Consider the following 16682-nt stretch of genomic DNA (forward strand, 5'->3'; position numbering starts at 1 on the left):
GTGGCCAGACTTTGGACGCCCCTGATCCCAATCCGAACTCTGGCAAGTTCGGCGATGCGAGATGCAATTGCAAACCAAGCTCTGACGAGTTCCGATACCGCTAAACTCAACGCAATCCTAAATCCACGAATAACCGTTCTGCAAATCCTGGCACAATCGCAGCGAGACGCGTCACTGCAACAACACATGCAATTGACACGACGATAAACCAAGCGGCAATGTAAACCAATTCGCTCGGCAGGATGCCACGGCGAACCGAGATTCCAGGGACGGCAATGAACAAAATCCGCGTGCACATAATTCTAAGCTCGTCTGCGACGGTCAAGCGAGCCGTCCTTTCCGCATTGATCTGCGGCACGATGCTGACGTCGACCGGTTGCGGCATCCCCGGTCTTCGTCGTGCCCAACCCGGTCCCGCTCTGCCCGGTGCGTACCAATGGAACAACGGCACCGGATTTTGGAATTCCGATGCGACTTCTCCGTCGCCGGTCTTGAACTCGCCTTCCTCGGAAACCGATGACGAAGAGGCTCAAGAAACGCAAGAAAGCGAAGAGGATTCCGTTTCCGCCACGCCCGAAAAACGCACTTTCACCAGCTTCATCCGAGCGGCCAGTTTCTTGAGTCCCGCCAGCCAGGATGACAAGAAAACCAAAGCAATCGACGACGAAATTAAGGAGATGGAGGCCGATCTCGGCAACCAAGATGAATTGAGGCTCGACGAAGTCGCGGACGATGACGAGAAGGACGACGAAAAAAAGCCAGCTAACAAACCCGCACCGCTGCCCAACGGTCCCGATTTTGGAATGATCGACACCGACATCGGACCCTCCGATTCCGCATTCGATATTGCACCGTTTGAAAACTCGGCCGGGCTTCCCGTTGCCGCTTTCTACAATGACCCGTACCTGTTGAGTTTGATTACCGAAACGATGACGGGTAATCAGGAACTCAAAATTCTGTCCGAAGAAATTCGTATCGCCTGCAACGAAACTTATGCCCGCAGCGGCGAGTACCGTCCGTTCGTGACGCTCGGTGCCAACGCTGGTTTGGAAAAATCGGGTCGCCACACTCGCGAAGGTGCCGTCGAAGAGCAGCTTCTGGTCGCTCCCGGGACTGATTTCCCAGATCCGCTGGGCGACTTCGGCGTCGGTGCCAATGTGTCTTGGGAGCTCGACATTTGGAAACGGCTTCGCAACTCCCAACGCGCCGCCGGAATGCAATACCTAGCCACCCGCGAAGGTCGAAACTTCATCATCACCCGAGTCGTTGCCGAGGTGGCCGAGAACTATTATCAGTTGCTGGCCCTGGACGCCCGTTTGCAAACCTTGCAAGCGACCATTGACATTCAACAACAAAGTTTGCAAGTCGCCCAAGCCAAGAAGGCCGCCGGACGCGAAACCGAACTCGCCGTTCAGCGTTTTCAAGCGGAAGTGCAAAAGAACCTCAGCGAACGCTCGCTGATTCAACAGGAAGTGGTTGAGATCGAAAATCGCATTAACTTCCTGGCCGGGCGTTACCCGCAACCCGTCGAGCGAATGGCGTTGGTCGACTTTGCTGACTTGAACCTGAACACCCTCGGTGCCGGCATCCCATCGGAACTGCTTGCCAACCGAGCCGATATTCGCGAAGCCGAGCGGGAAGTTTCCGCTGCGGGACTCGATGTTCAAGTCGCCAAGGCACGCTTCTATCCCAACCTCAGTTTAACCGCCGGGTTGGGCTGGAACGCGTTCAGCACCGGTTACCTATTTCGCACGCCTGAATCGTTGGTCTATGGGGTCGCGGGCGAATTGGTCGGTCCGCTGATCAACAAACGAGCGATCAAGGCCGACTACTGCAGCGCCAATGCGGTTCAGTTGCAAGCGATTTACAACTATCAGCAAACGGTCTTGGAAGCTCATATCGAAGTGGTCAATCAGATCACGAAAATCGAAAACTTCCGGCGGAGCATCGAAGTCAAGCGTCGGCAGCTCGAAGCCCTCGAAGCCTCCGTCGATGTCGCTCAAAAGCTGTTCCAAAATGCCCGAGCCGAATACGTCGAAGTGTTGCTAGCACAACGTGAACTGATGGAGGCCCGTATGGAGTTGATCGAAACCAAGCAAGAACAACTCTCCGCTGTTGTGCTTGCATACCAAGCTCTAGGCGGCGGTGGCTTTTAGATTGGTGCATTCTTTAGTGCCAATTGCGAATAGAGTCCGATACGATCCGCAAGACAAGCGAATTTCGGCGATCACTTCCCCGAAGCCACCAGCACCGTGCCGATCGTGATTAGGCCGATGCCCGTGATCGCGAAGGGAGAAAGTCGTTCTTTTAAGAAGACCATTGCGATGATGGCGACCAAGACGACGCTCAGTTTGTCGACCGACGCGACCTGCGCGGCCTTGCCCAGATCCAACGCTCGAAAATAGCAGATCCAGCTCGCCCCGGTGGCAAGGCCGGATAGAACAAGAAAAGCGATCGCACGACGCGACAACGACTTCAAGACGCCGAACTGCGACGACAGGTACAACATCACCGAGACAAACAGCAGGATCACGACGGTGCGAACGAACGTCGCTACATCCGGCGGAATGCCCTTCACGCCCAGCTTGGCAAACACCGCCGTCAATGCGGCCGCCAGCGCCGACAAAAATGCCCAGAACTGCCAATTGGTCGATAGCGATTGCCAGAGATTCATGCGGTTTGGTTCTTCGGTTCTAACCAAGAATACAGGACCGGCAGCACCAACAGATTCACCATCGTGGCCCCGGCCAGGCCGGTGAGGATAACGAGGGCCATCGGGTATTCGATTTCTTGGCCGGGGAGTTCGCCGGTGTAGATTAAGGGTACGAGAGCTAAGCCGGTGGTGAGGGCCGTCATCAGGATTGGGGCCAAGCGTTCTTCGGCTCCGCGCAGGATCAACTCGCGGGCGGTGATGCCGGGTTCTTCTTCGGCGAGATGTCGGTAGTGACTGATCAGCATGATCGCGTTGCGGGCAGCAATGCCCAGAACGGTGACGAATCCGACCAGCGAACCGAGTGAGATGATGCCGCCGCCGGCGAACACGCCCAACAAGCCACTGGCGAGGGCAAGCGGCAACGCCATCAAGATCAACAACACCAATCGCCAACTTTCAAAGTCGATGTAGAGGATGATCGTGATCGCGAGGATGCTGCCCAGTGAAAGCAGCAGCAAGCGTTGGCGTGATGCCTTCGCCTCGGCGTACTCGCCCAAGAACTCGGGGTGGTAGCCGGTTTTGAACTGGATCTTGTCTCGCACGGCCGCTTCGATGTCGCTGGCGACGGCGGCCAAGTCGCGGCCGTCGACGTTGCAGGTCACGTCCAGTTTGCGTGACGCTCCTTCGCGGGCGATCACGTTGGGTGCGGGAACGATTGTCAGGGAAGCGACGCTCGATAGCGGAACCTGAGCACCCGAGGGGGTGTCGATCATCAAATCGTTCAGAGTTGCCAAGTCCGTTCGCAGCTTCTTCTCGCCGACGACCACGACGGGAAAGATCGCTTGGTCGCGATACATCTCGCCGACTCGCATTCCATTGACCAGCGTCGTGACGTTATTCATCAACACGCCGGGCGTCAAACCAAACTGTGACGCGGCTTCGACTTTCATGTCGATTGCGATCTGCGGCACCAGTACTTGCGGTTCGACTTTCAAGGTTGTCACGCCCTCGATCGGTTTGATCACCGCTTCGATCTCTTTCGCGGTCAAACGCAACTGATCCAAGTCGGGTCCGTACAACCGCACGACGATCGACGCACTCGTGCCGGTTAGAACTTCCTTGATCCGTTCGGTCAAATACGTCAGCAAGTCGCGATACAAACCGGGGTAGCCGTCGACAATCTCTTGGACTTCGGCCACCGTCGCGTCGTAGTCTTTGTCGTCGTCGATGCTGATCCAAAGTTCCGTGAAGTTCGGCCCGACGACTTCATCTGCCACCGTCGCTCGTCCGATGTGCGAACCAAAGTTGCGAACGCCATCGACAGCCATCATTTCGTCGCTGGCACGAATCGTGATGCGGTTCATCGCGTCGATACCAATACCGGGCTTTTCAACCCAGTGCATCAGGAAGTCGGTCTCGCGGAACTTGGGCATCAATTGTTCGCCTAGCATCGGAATGGTCGAGACGAGACATCCAAACAGGATGAGCGTGACCGCGATGGTGCCCCATTTGATCCGCAAAGCAAATCCCAGGACCGTTCGGTAAATGCGTTTGAACAAACGCACAAGCGGTCCGTCGGTGCTGCGACGTTGGGCCGACTTGGGCAGCAACATCAACGACATGGCTGGCGTCACGGTGAGTGCGACGACAAGCGAGGCAAGGATGGCCAAGATGTAGGCCGCGGCGAGCGGGCGGAAGAACGCTCCGGCCAGTCCCGTCAAAAAGAACACTGGCAGGAACGCCAGGATCACGATGACGGTCGCGTACACAACGGCACTACGCACTTCCAAAGAGGCTTCTAGGACGACGGCGAAGTTGCTGCGTGGCTTTTCGAGCTTCGAGTTCAGCCGCAACCGACGCATGATGTTTTCCACGTCGATGATCGCATCGTCGACCACTTCGCCCAATGCGATCACCAAACCGGCCAGTACCATCGTGTTGACGGTGCCGCCGCGGTAGTACAACACCAGCACCGCCGCCAGTAACGAAAGCGGAATCGCGGTCGCACTGATGATCGCGCATCGCCAATCGAAAAGGAACAGCAATAACACGATCACGACCAGCACGCATCCGACCAACATCGAATGGCCGAGGTTCGTGAGTGCCCGTTCGATGAACGTCGCCGGGCGGAAAATCGTCGTGTCGTATTCGACTTCGCCCATCGCGGGCTTCAACTCGGCCATCGCCTTTTCGACGTTTTGAGTCACGTCGAGCGTATTGGCCCACGGTTGCTTTTCAACAATCAACAACAACCCAAGTTGGCTGTTGATGATTGCGTCACCGATTGGAGGAGCGTAGTCATAGGTGACCTCGGCAACGTCTTTGATCCGCAGCGGAGTGCCGGGCGATGGCATGGTGGTCGGTCCCGTGGCGGGGATCTGTACGTTGCCATTTTGCCCGCGAAACCCAACCACGATCTCGCTGAGTTGCTCTGGTGTGTAGACCGCAGGGACATGCCGCAAAGCCAAACGTTGGTTCGCCGTATCAACGAACCCACCCGCACCGACCGCCGTGGCGTCCCGGACGGTTTGCAAAATCGCATCGAGCGTCAAGTTGTTCGCTCGCAGCCGGTCAGGGTCAACGACGACTTGCAGCTGTGGTTCCTTCTCACCCCAAACGGCGACATTCGCCACGCCGGGGATCGACATCAGCCGCGGCCGGATCGTCCACTTGGTCAGCACCGTCATGTCCATCTGCGATTGCGAATCCGACCACAATCCGATCTTGAGGCAACGACTCAGCGAAGACAGCGGTGGCAAGATCACCGGCGGCCGAGCAACCATGGGCAGCGTTGGCGCGGCCAGTGCCAGTCGTTCCTGCACCAACTGCCGCGCGGTCAACAAGTCCGTGCCGGGATCGAAGATCATTCGCACGCTCGATAAGCCGAGCACCGATTTCGATCGCACTGTTTGCACGAACGGAATACCGTTGACTGCGTTTTCGATCGGAACCGTGATCAGACTCTCGACGTCTTCGGTCGCGATGCCGGGAGCCTCCGTTTGAATCTCAACCAGTGGTGGTGCGAACTCAGGGAAGACATCCAGCGGCACCGAGTCGGACGTGCGAACGCCAACGATGATCAGTGCGATGGCGAGAACGATGACGAGGAGTCGGAACTGAAGCGAGGTTGTGATCAGCCAGTTCATTTGCCGGCCCCGAACTCGGTGCCGAACAATTCCGCAGCACCGTCGACGACCACGTGCGTTCCGACCTCTGGGCCGGCCGCCAACATCGCTTCGTCGCCATCGACAAACTGCACGCTGACGCGGTTGCGAGTGTACTCGCGCTCGCCCGTCATCGCGTACACCCAACCTCCGCCATAGATGTCAAACAAGATCGCGGCGTTCGGAACAACCAGCGATGAGGCATTTTTAGACGTCGGTAGCTCCACGCCGATTCGTTGACCAGGACGCAGTGCAAGCTTTGAGTTGTCGACTTCGTAATACAGATCAGCCGATGACGACATCGCGTCGGCGGTTGGGGGAGCCACGATGGGTTTTGCCATCACGTCGTGCGGAAGTGTGTCTCCGGAGAGCGATACCAATTTGGCCGGTTCGTCTTGCTGAATTTCCGCAAGCATGTCGACGAACACGGGGACGCGAATCCAGATCGTGTCCAGATTGACGACCTCGAACAGCACCGTACCGCTGGCCACCGTTTGGCCTTCGCTAATGTCGACACGATTAACCAGGCCGCCGATCGGTGTGGTCATCGGGAGTGGGGTGACTTCGCCATCCGGCGACTGCACGTCCAGCATCTTCAACAGCTCTTTGAGTTGCTTATCGCGTTCTTTGGCCGCTGCAAGATTGGATTTGGCGATGTTTAACTGAGCTTCCGCGTCGTCGACGGCTCGCCTCGCACCGGCTCGGTCGGCGAAAAGTTTGGATGCACGGTCAAATGCAATTTGAGCGCCTTCGACTTCCGCGTTGCCACGGTCCACGTCGCCAGCGGCCACGGTTTGTGCGGCCATCAAGTTCGCTCGTGCACCCACAAGTTGAACTTGTTCGGCCGGCGTCATCACATCTCGTTCAGCCGACAGCAACGGCTTGATCGAAAGCAACGGAGTGCCTATCGCGACGCGAGTTCCCGGCGGCGGGATCGCTTGGTCGCCCGACCGAGTCACGATGCCGGCCAGCGGCGAGGATACGACAATCGTTTTGCCGATCGGCACGATGGCTTGTCCGCCGAGCGTCCGTCGCCGGGTGACTTCTCGCTCGGCGACGGCCGCAGTAGTGATGCCGAGCCGCCGGTTTGCGTCTTCGGTCAGCGTGATGGTTGCTAAGTCAGTTTCGACGGGCAACTTTTCGACCTTGGCCGGTTTGACCGATTCGGATTTGGACTTGTCCGCCTTTTGGCAGCCCGGCAAGAGGCCGACGCTGATCGCGAATGTCGCGAAGATGAGAATTCGGTGAGAGTGTTTCATGAACAAAAGTCTACTGGGATTGCCGCGGCTAACTTTCGTTGATTGGACTCGCCGCTTTTGGGTTTACTAACAGTTTAGTTGCCGAAAGCTGGGGCGATAGGTGGGCAAATCTAGCGATTGCCGTCAAGTTCCAGTAAGTCCGCTAGATCTTTCGTGTGTTTGTCAGCATCTTCGTCCTCTGGGGCCGCATCGACCGGCTTTGTATCCGGCTGGTCCGATTCAGTTCCCTCATTCGGTTCTTCCTTTGGCATCGCAAGCGGCACGTCGACGACCTCCATCAAAGTTTCGTAGTCCACCAGGCCGGCTTCTAAGTGGCATCCTACCGCTCGTTCCAATTCGGCGAGCGCCCGAGAGTAGGCTGCTTTCTGATCGAGGATACGGGCTTTCGCGTCGAGATACTGCGTCGTCGTTTGCAACACCAATAAATAGTCTGTTCCACCGTCGGCAAAACCTTTTCGTGAGATGTCCAGCGATTCAACCAACGCCGGCGCGACCTCTTGCTCCAACACTCGCAAGTTATCCGACGCTTGCCGCAACGTGCGAATCGAAGTGCGAACGTCGGCCACGATTTGGTCCGCGATCGCATCCCGTTGATGCATCGCCGCGTTGACTTCCCAATCCGCTCGGATCACTCCGCCTTCGTTGCGATTGAAGATTGGAACGTCAAATCGCAAACCGCCGCCCGTTCGCCCACCCGGATCGCTGCGAACATCTACCACGCCGTCCATTCGCATGAACAACCAACGCGACAAACTCGACCGCTGCGAAGCCGCTGCGACCGCCCACTTCGCCGCGTTGTAGTCCGGCCGGCACGCGAGTGCCTGGTCGATTAGTTGCTGTTCGTCCAGCATCGGAAGCGTCGGCGATTGCAGCGGCAACGGTACGAGCGGTGTTGGCAACCGAGTTAACCCGATCAACGTCGCCAAGCGAGCTTCGGTAATTGCAACGGTTTGATCCTGCACGCCGGCCGCTGCTTTCGCATTCAAGCGATCGATCTTAGCGGTAATGGTTTCCAATTCGCTGATGTCTCCGTCTTCTAATCGCTTTTCGGTGACATCAAACACTTCGCCGCGAATCTGCAATGCTTCCCGAGCGAGTTGAGCCTGCTGAGTTGCGACGGCTAGGTCCGCGTAGGCAACACGAACGTTCCGAGCCAAGTCGAGTCCGTTCTGCACGAGCGTCTCCCCGATCCGTCGGTACTCGCGATTGGCGACCTTCACCCGAGTCGGCCGCAACAGGTACGACTCGATCGGCGCGAACAACGTGTACTGTCCTTCCTTGGCCCCGGTCGGGAAGTAGATCAGGTACTGCGGGTTCATCAGCAAGTTTGCTTGGACCGCATCGCCATGAGCCATGCCCAACTGAGCGAGCGTCGCCTGGAACGCCGAATTGTTCGACAGTGCGATCAACACCGCTTCGTCTTCGCTCAGGCCATCTTCCAAAACCACGCCCGGCGGAATCACTTGCTGACACGGCGGCGTCCTTTGCATCGTCACGCCAGTGCGACAAGCCAGCTCACGCGCCGGCAGGCCGGGATCACAACAGGGCTGCGGCGATTTGCAACCGACGACGCCGATCGTCACCAACAGCACAATCGCGCAGCTTTGCCAAACCGGTCTTATCGTTGCGTATGAAACCATCCGTGGTTACTCCTGATTGAAACCCTACGTCACCAAAGGAACATCTGTAGTGCAAAGATCGACCGCGTAGTTCGGCATGATTAGTAGCACACAACCAGCACCTTCGACCAAAACAATCCGGACAACCCGACTCCAAGCACGAACTCTTGTATGCATTGCGAAAGCACGAAAAAAGCCAGCGTTGAAGCTGGCTTGGCGTGTTTCTAATTGAGTAGCCGTCGTAAGACGGCGGCCAATCGTCGAGGATGCCGGGGTAGCTGGGCCAGTCGTCGCCCCAGTCGCCGGGATGGACGACAGGATAGTCGGGCATGCCGGGGTACGCGCTTCCGGGGTGACCGGGCGGGAGGTCGTCGGGAAAAGAGTGACCCGGCGGAAGGTGATAGGGATGGTCGGGCGGCAGTCGCGGCCAGATGTGAGGTGGCAAAGGGGATTCGATCACAACTGGCTCTTCCAGTCGCGGCGTCAGGATAATAGGACCGTCAGGCAACTCCGGGGCATCTTGCGGTGCGCTGTCGGGCGGATCGAACGGTGGGCAAACGGGTATGGCGGCGTCGGTGGTCGGAATGGGCCGGGTGTGGTCATTGCAGTGAACTCCGTTTCAAAGGATCGGAATGGACGAAGGTGGGGCATTTGCCGGGGCACAGTCCGCACTGCGGGATGACTTTGGTTTCGATGAACGTGCGAAGTTCATCGTCGGTGGCTTCAGGCGTGATCGCTTTGTAGTCCCGGGAAAGTTGCCACTTCGGGAGGTCGTGCAGATTCAGCTTCGCATTGAGGAGGAAAAAGTTCCAGGACTCAAAAGCAGTCAAGCGTGCGAGAGTCCGCATAGGGCAAGGCACCGTGAGCCGACGAAACCCGACAAGCTCATCATGCTGCAGTGGGTTTCGCCAATTGGCTCGCGCGCACCGGTGGCCGACGCCGTGGTACCGAATGTCGAGAGACTGGAATATAAAACATCTTCGAGTCGTTCGCCTTTCAGCGATCTGCGATCAAATGTTCCTGATCGACAAGCTCGCATTCGATGAGCGTTCGGATGAGGTCCGCGATTTGGATGTCGCGGTTCACACAGCTCATTTTCAGCCTTTTGTGCAGCGACGGATCGATGTCGATGGTTAGTCGTTTCGGTTTGACGTCTGGCTTCCTCGTCGCGGCCGATTCTCGAGTCTCGACCCATTTGTCGATTTTCGCTTTCGCTTTGGGGCGGGCTGTCATGGTGATTTTCTTGCTCATGGGAGCCTCCGTAATTCATTGACAAATTTGGTGATTTCCTTCGCGGCTTTCGATCGCTTTGCATCCAGAACCGTCGTTCCGCTCGCGGCACTCTCGGCGAAGGCCACACGTTGACCGACATCGCTTTTTAGAATCGGCACGTCGAGTTCCTTCAATGCCTCTCTCACATCCCTTCCAATTGCCGTGTTGGCGATCTTTCGATTCAAAGCCAAGCAACATTTGATCTCGGGGTTGAATACCTGTGCCTCGCGAACCAAGTCAACCGTTTCGGCGGCTGCCCATACATCCATCGGCGATGGTTGGAGGGGGATGATCACAATGTTGGCGGCGAGAATGATCGATCTGGCCAGTTCGGTGACTCGCGGTGGGCCATCGATGACAACGTCGTCGTAGTCTTGGGCGAGACTTTCGATTTCTTTGTGGATGGTTGCTTTGGCCATCCCGACGACCGTGAAGTTCGACGTCTCGCGGTGGTTCGACCATCCCAGTGAGCTGCCCTGCGGATCCGCGTCGATCAACAGCACTCGCCGTCCTCGGTTGGAAAGCTCGGCGGCGGTGTGAATGGAAAGCGTTGTCTTGCCGACACCACCTTTTTGGTTCAGGAATGCGTAAATCATGTTCGTCGTATTTCTGTGCATGAGACTGCACGTTGTTACGACTTCACGTTACAGGACTTTTCCTCGACGCGCAACGACTTTTTGCATTACTAGTTCGGCGTGATTTATTTCTTGCGCTCGCACGCTTGCCGTGGCAGTTTGCCACGCGATGTTGCCAGATTTTCAACTTGTCAATGCAATCAAAAGCGGATGCACTGCAGAATTCAATGAAGCCATGCGGAGTGGGGCGACCATCCATGCTCGCGACCTCGATGGTCAGTGCTTGTTGGAGGTTGCTCTGCGACGCGGGCGTCCCGATCTCGCTCGGCGACTCTTGAGCTTGGGAGCCGATCCAAACGAGGCAATCGGAAAGAAGGGGGAGCATCTGATCCATCTTGCTGCCAGCGCCGGTGACATTGGATTCTTGACTGTGTTGCTTGAAGCGAAGGTAAGCCCCGATGCTCGAGGAAACCTTCGACGCACTGCACTTCACTACGTCACCAAGGGCGGGTTTGAGTTCATGGCGAATATGCTGCTTGAGAACGGTGCCAATCCCGATGCGGTTGATGCCAATGGCGACACTCCCCTGCACTTGGCGGCGAAGCTAAACAGCTTGACCATGATCAAGCTGTTGCTCAGGAACAATGCAGATGCCTCAATCACTAACAACCAGCTTTACACGCCGATCCACAATGCCGCCGCGAACGGGAACACGGACGCTGCGAAATTGCTGCTCGATCACGAGCGGGCAATCAAACCACCGCGCGAATCAGCCGAACTTGCTAGACGTGTCCTTCGAGTAGCTGAACTTCACGGCCAACACGAAACATGGTCTACCCTCGCGGAACAGCTATCCGGTCCTTCGTTTACACTAGAAAACGGAACGTGAGAACTATTCTTCCAATTTGAAGCGGAACACACCGCGAACATCGCAGTGTAAAGTCAAATCTTCACGCGTCCGCCAGTGGTAGGCTATCGCAGAAGGGACGCTAACTAGTGGCGATCGGCAACAAGTTCCGGTTACGCTGGCGATCGCATAATTCGTTCGCAAGTGGTGCCTTCACATTCAACCGGATCAGTTGACGAAGCCCCGCTACTTCGGCGGCTGGAGCAACCATCGCCTAGCTGCGTATCGAGAAACGCTCCGCGTGGAGTCTGGCTCTTGAAAGTGTCCCGGCCAACCTCTCCGTGAAGTCCATGCACGATATGTGCACGTTTCCTGCGGGAAACAGGCCTGTATCGTGCATTCCCTGGAATCCGAATTCACCTAAAACCCAGTAAAAACGTGTGTTTTTGGGTCGAGCGGCTCGACTGGGGGTGCAGAGGTCGCAAGTTCGAATCTTGTCATCCCGACTTTCTTTCACGGTGTCGCACACCGTCTCTGCCGAGGCAGTCCTGCCGCCGGCTTCGATTGGAGTCCGGCATTTCATGGCGTCAGAGTAGAACAGTTGTCCCCAACTGTTCCGTCGGGCAATTTTCCGCCGCCAAGCCTCGTTGCTTCACCGAGTTCTCTGCCAATCGTCCGCGTCACACTGTTCGGCAAATTCATCCTGGCACGCAAACGATTGAGGCAGATGCTGGAGTCCGCTTGCGTTTCGCTAGTTCGCTGCAGAGGGCCAGCGATTACCAGCTCTTTTTTAAGTCACGAAGCTCACGAAGTGGTGATTCAGTTGCGGTGCAGGCCGGATCCAACGAATCGCCGTTCCGGCAATCCATTACGCATCGTCTCAAGCTTGTTTCCATCAAACGCGCAGGTGGCAGGAAACGAGTCTGATTCCCAATGTCATCAGCTCCTCCTAGTTCGTCCATTCCTGGACCACGCCAATCGATTGTTGCAGGAAACCGCTAATTCCAACGCCGAGATACGAGTCGACCAGGAAAAGTTTCTCGCAAACTACCAAAAGGCCTTCCTCCTCAGCGGCCTGGACAGCCAAGCGGACGACGAAGCGAACTAAGAAAGGAGAGCAGCCTAATGATCAGCGTAAAAGAACTTGCTAACAGCCTCGGCGTGTTTAGGAAAACGATCTATGCACTTTGCGAGCGAGGTGATATTCCATGCTGTCGCATTGGAACAGGCCGCGGCACTCTTCGATTCAACTTTGACGAGGTGAAGCGGGCGTTACGGTTTGCGAAGAAAGGGACGAGAGCAAATAAAGAGCGACCGCCGAAGCACCTTGTGTAGATGACTGACACAAAAGTCCGTTGCCGTCGCGCATGCACGACATCAGGACAAACGAAATCAATGTCGATCGTAAGCGACCGAAAATGGCGTCAGTCGGACGAGGGTTGGTGAGCGGTTTTTTGTGATGTCCACGCGCGAGCAGCGATTTGGCTATCGATGCCGACGATGAAATCTCGCACTAGTCTTATGGTGTCGTTCACTTCTCCAAGCGTAAGGTCCCGTGTTGAACCGTCCTTGGAACGACCATTTCGATGGACAATGTTATGGCGTTGGTTGACGATTTGGGTCAACTGTGTGACCTTTTCCTTCGCGGGGAACTCGACTTGCAAGACGCTTGAAAACATCTTTTCAACTTTAAAAAGGTTGTGATAGATTTGGCTGAGCAGGTGTTTTTTGACACGAGATTCGGAGTTTGCTTCCCAGTCGATGATTTCATCTAGGCCGTAGCGTTTATCCGTGAATTCGGGCGTGCTCCTCATGAGGCGATGACGTAATTCGGTCGAAGGTAAGACGGTATTGATGAACGCGTCAGATAGGTACGTTTCCATTGATGCTACAACACCAGCGTAAACCTGCCGAAACAGCACCTGTTGAAGGACCGGATCCGAAATGTCCATCAACGCGAGCCTTGATAGGTTTCCAAGCGAATCTTCAAAGGTCTCGTAGAACGCGACATTTTCTGATACTGCACGCCCAAGCGACTGGTCTAGCAGATGGTTACGTTCGCGTTTTGCACACTCAGGGCAACTGCGGAGATTCACCTGGTTCTGAATCGAGCGTTTCCACTGATGAGTTGGATCCGAATCACATTGCCACCAGACTGATCTCGCGCTTTGACGGCTGACGCTATCGGGGCTTAGCGAGGCGTTCAAGGAGGGATGCCAAAGAGCCGCGATTTCAGGATCCACTACTGACAAGCAAGTGTCCGAGTCAACCTTCGTGCCAGCACAGTATGGGCATTGTGATCCTTTGGTTCGCTGGAATACGTAAGCTTCCCAGACGTGGGATGCGTTCTCTTTGCATTGCCAAACCGGTCGGCGTCGGCTTCCCGGGCCGATTTGCCGCGGGTCTAAGTCTGCGTTTTTTGTAGGGTGCCATTCGTCTATAAGCTCGGGATGAAGGGTGAAAATGGAATCTCGCTCCGGAACGGATCCGCGAGTTACAGGGCGGCATTCTTTGCATTTATGAGCGCGGTCATTCATGCGAGAGATGGACGCTTCCCACTCATGACCCCTTGGACAATGCCACCAGACGACCTTCGATGAACTGCACGTTAGTTCTGAGGTGTTGGCTTCTGAGTTTCGTTCAGCATGCCAGTATTTCATCAGTTCTGAATCGTTCGCAACGGTTCGTCTGCCCAGTGTCTTAGGTCGCGTTTTGGTTTGGCGTTGTTTGGGATGTTGGACTCTGCAGTCTGGGCAATTCCCTAGCCCACGTGCACGAGTTGCTACCTGGGCCTGCCACTCGTGAGTTGGATCCTTCGAACAACGCCACCACGCTCGAAACGTACTGCTGACGGTGACGTTTTCGGAAGTTTTAGGGACATTTTTGGTAGGATGAAATTCTGTTGCTAGTGCAGGTGCGGTAACCGAAATAGAGTTCGTGATTTTGCGGCACTTCGGGCAGTTGCTTGTCCCAGAGGTGCGATGCTGCACCCAGGATTGCCATTCATGGGAAGGGTCCTTCGAGCATTGCCACCAAACTTTGCGATTCGATTGTGGCGCGAGTTCCCTCGCATCGACAGCGCCGTTGCGGGTTGGGTGTAGTTCGGCTGCGATTTCAGGAAAGAGGCATTGCAATGAGTCTTCTGGCAACACCCGTCGGCCCGAGCAATACGGGCAACCGTTTCCTCGGATCGCACGTGCTGCGACCTGGGCACGCCATTCATGACGTTTATCTTCTCTGCAACGCCACCAAACTGTCCGGCTACTGTTGTGTGGAACTGCATCGCGATCCACATCGGCGTTTTTCGATGGATGCCATTCCTTAGCGAGTTCCAGGTTGTGGGCCACAAGCAACGGAACGACAATTCCGGTTTGGTTTAGCGTTTTCACTGGAGGTCAGATAACGGGGCAAGCGAGAAGAAGCGGAGTGAGGCTCGTGACACTGATTGACTGCTCGCGGATTCTGTAGGCATGTGTTTGAATCGACTGCGGCGAAACTAACGAATAAGGCGATGCGAGATGTAAATGGTTTTGCCCATTCTAAACTACGAATATACTGCGATGGCGGAATACCGTAGATAGAAAAGCGGAGCAAAACTCAAGCCTTTCAATGTTACAACGCAGTATTCGCGAAGAAAAAAGTATGGAAACGGTATTGGGAAGACAACGGATGTCGGACCGACGTTCACCCGAAACCCATTCCTATCCCAATATTTGTTATCTCCACCACTTGGAACCAGGCTCGGCAATTAGATGCACCGCCCCTGCGCCGTTCGTTTCACCGGCGAGAGAAGCTTTCAGCGTTGGGGTATCGGTTGCAGTTGCGAATCCCGGGTATCCGTGTAGAGACAATCCTGCGGTATGACTCAGCATTCGACGAAGTGTGACACGATCCGAGTTGAAGCTTGACTCGGGTAGCGACCAACTCTTCAGTGAGTCGGCGATTGACGCGTCAAGGTTGACGGATCCTTGCTCGACGAGCTGCATGACGCCCCAAGCGGCGACGCACTTGGAAATGGAGCCAACGTTGAATCTTGTGTCACCCGTGATCGCTGTTCCGGTTTTGGTGTCGGCAACACCTGAAAAGACCGTCCAAGAAGGCTGCCCGTTTTTCAGGACGGCAATCGCAATCCCTGGGACATTGTGTTCTTTGAGAAGCTGCTCGCTGAGAGTCTTGACTTCCTTCCGAATTTCGGGTGATTGAGCAGCCGATGTCACGGGAATGACTCCAGCGAGGCTGAGCATGGTCAAAGAACAGATGATCGGTCGGATAGAGAGACTCAAAACTGGATCGCCAAGAGTGAAAATTTTGAACGTGAAAATAGTTAGTTCGTAGCACATCCACCGATATTGGCCGCGGAATTTGTAATCGTCGTTTTTGTGCACAAGATCGGCTGTCGGGCGTCAGTTGAGCCGAAGGATCAACGCTAGGTTTCGGCCGTCTGGCCGTATCGGTTCCGCCTATCCGAGCTTGAAGCAAGTAGGCAGGAATGAACTGGGGTCATCCCGTTGGCCGTTTGGGCATTGGCCCCCGTCGTGCGCGAGAACCGAGGCGAACGCCGAACGGCTTGCACCCCGAAGACACTTGCGTGCCTGCCTAGAGGGCAAAACAGGCAGGCTGAGTGCAGGAAAAGTTCTTGGGGTTGGTGATCCGACCATTCAGTGGAACTATACTCACCGCACCCACGAGGGGAGAGAATTCGTAATCTGAGAAGGTGCCCGGGATGCCGAGAAACAAGTTGAGTGTCAGACGCAGATCGCTTCGCTGTGAGAATCTAGAACAGCGTCGGCTACTAGTGGCGAGCGTAATTGAGCACGAAGGTATCGGGCACATTTTTTGGGACTCTGTCGCGCAGGTTGAGCGGTTCGATCTCGATGCCGAGCAATGGCTCAGTCCGATCAGCCTTCAGGACCCAACCGGAAGGCTTCCTACCAAAGGTCACGTTGATGGCGACGGAATCTATGTTGCCTATGACAAGTCTGTTTACCGATATGACTTGGACGGAAGCAATCCAGAACACCTGATCAATACGCAAGAGACCGTTCAGGCAATTCACACGGACGGTGACATCCTGATCGTCAATCACTCCTCCGGCTTGTTCACCAGAGCCACCAGTATCGACAAAACGACTTTCACGGTGACGGACACGATCGATGATTACCTCGATACCATCTATGGGTCGTCTATCTCGCGAACGCACAATCGAATCTTCGGACGAACGAGTGGGACTAGCCCATCCGACATCACGTACTTGGATTATTCCAATGATGGGGTGCAGTCGGGCTGGTAGCAA

General features: G+C 55.7%; 13 protein-coding genes. 4 read left to right on the forward strand and 9 right to left on the reverse strand.

The genetic code is table 11. The annotated features are described in order from the left end of the window. The first annotated feature begins 290 nt into the window (after positions 1-290). Positions 291-2156 (forward strand): TolC family protein, encoded by a 1866-nt coding sequence (locus B2R17_RS08245; protein WP_286763600.1) that lies wholly within the window; start codon positions 291-293, stop codon positions 2154-2156. A 71-nt stretch (positions 2157-2227) separates the two neighbouring features. Here B2R17_RS08245 and B2R17_RS08250 read toward each other — a convergent pair whose 3' ends face one another. The 7 genes from B2R17_RS08250 to parA all read right to left on the reverse strand — a co-directional run bounded on the left by B2R17_RS08250 (position 2228) and on the right by parA (position 10563). Further along, on the reverse strand, positions 2228-2674 hold the full coding sequence (locus tag B2R17_RS08250) for an EamA family transporter (protein WP_286763601.1): 447 nt from the start codon (positions 2672-2674) through the stop codon (positions 2228-2230). Further along, positions 2671-5799, reverse strand: a complete 3129-nt coding sequence (locus B2R17_RS08255; protein ID WP_286763602.1) for an efflux RND transporter permease subunit — start codon at positions 5797-5799, stop codon at positions 2671-2673. Before B2R17_RS08255 ends, B2R17_RS08250 begins: the two co-directional genes overlap by 4 nt. Further along, on the reverse strand, positions 5796-7076 hold the full coding sequence (locus B2R17_RS08260; RefSeq protein WP_286763603.1) for an efflux RND transporter periplasmic adaptor subunit: 1281 nt from the start codon (positions 7074-7076) through the stop codon (positions 5796-5798). The genes B2R17_RS08255 and B2R17_RS08260 overlap by 4 nt, the downstream gene beginning before the upstream one ends. A gap of 110 nt (positions 7077-7186) precedes the next feature. Further along, positions 7187-8716 carry a TolC family protein gene (locus tag B2R17_RS08265; RefSeq protein WP_286763604.1) on the reverse strand — a complete coding sequence of 510 codons (1530 nt, stop codon included), beginning with the start codon at positions 8714-8716 and terminating at the stop codon, positions 7187-7189. A 578-nt stretch (positions 8717-9294) separates the two neighbouring features. Continuing rightward, positions 9295-9543 (reverse strand): hypothetical protein, encoded by a 249-nt coding sequence (locus B2R17_RS08270; RefSeq protein WP_286763605.1) that lies wholly within the window; start codon positions 9541-9543, stop codon positions 9295-9297. Between the two features lie 148 nt (positions 9544-9691). Next, complete coding sequence (locus B2R17_RS08275) at positions 9692-9946, reverse strand: plasmid partition protein ParG (protein ID WP_286763606.1); 255 nt, start codon at positions 9944-9946, stop codon at positions 9692-9694. Beyond that, positions 9943-10563 (reverse strand): ParA family partition ATPase, encoded by a 621-nt coding sequence (gene parA / locus B2R17_RS08280; RefSeq protein ID WP_286763607.1) that lies wholly within the window; start codon positions 10561-10563, stop codon positions 9943-9945. The genes B2R17_RS08275 and parA overlap by 4 nt, the downstream gene beginning before the upstream one ends. A 214-nt stretch (positions 10564-10777) precedes the next feature. Between parA and B2R17_RS08285 the strand changes: the two genes are divergently transcribed. Both B2R17_RS08285 and B2R17_RS28310 read left to right on the forward strand, forming a co-directional pair. After that, positions 10778-11431 carry an ankyrin repeat domain-containing protein gene (locus tag B2R17_RS08285; RefSeq protein ID WP_286763608.1) on the forward strand — a complete coding sequence of 218 codons (654 nt, stop codon included), beginning with the start codon at positions 10778-10780 and terminating at the stop codon, positions 11429-11431. Between the two features lie 1083 nt (positions 11432-12514). Continuing rightward, the gene (locus tag B2R17_RS28310; RefSeq protein ID WP_414707263.1) at positions 12515-12724 is read left to right on the forward strand and encodes a helix-turn-helix domain-containing protein; all 210 of its coding nucleotides are present in this window, start codon (positions 12515-12517) and stop codon (positions 12722-12724) included. 89 nt (positions 12725-12813) lie between these two features. On the opposite strand, the gene B2R17_RS28315 is transcribed toward B2R17_RS28310, so the two are convergent. Next, the gene (locus B2R17_RS28315; RefSeq protein ID WP_414707264.1) at positions 12814-14778 is read right to left on the reverse strand and encodes a zinc-ribbon domain-containing protein; all 1965 of its coding nucleotides are present in this window, start codon (positions 14776-14778) and stop codon (positions 12814-12816) included. Between the two features lie 327 nt (positions 14779-15105). Next, the gene (locus B2R17_RS08295) at positions 15106-15633 is read right to left on the reverse strand and encodes a serine hydrolase domain-containing protein (protein ID WP_286763610.1); all 528 of its coding nucleotides are present in this window, start codon (positions 15631-15633) and stop codon (positions 15106-15108) included. Positions 15634-16127: 494 nt separating this feature from the next. Here B2R17_RS08295 and B2R17_RS08300 point away from each other — a divergent pair, with 494 nt between their 5' ends. Further along, positions 16128-16679, forward strand: coding sequence for a hypothetical protein (locus tag B2R17_RS08300; RefSeq protein ID WP_286763611.1), 552 nt, complete (start codon positions 16128-16130; stop codon positions 16677-16679). Positions 16680-16682: the final 3 nt, after the last annotated feature.

The sequence above is a fragment of the Rhodopirellula sp. UBA1907 genome (genome assembly GCF_002337565.1).
GTDB lineage: Bacteria > Planctomycetota > Planctomycetia > Pirellulales > Pirellulaceae > Rhodopirellula > Rhodopirellula europaea.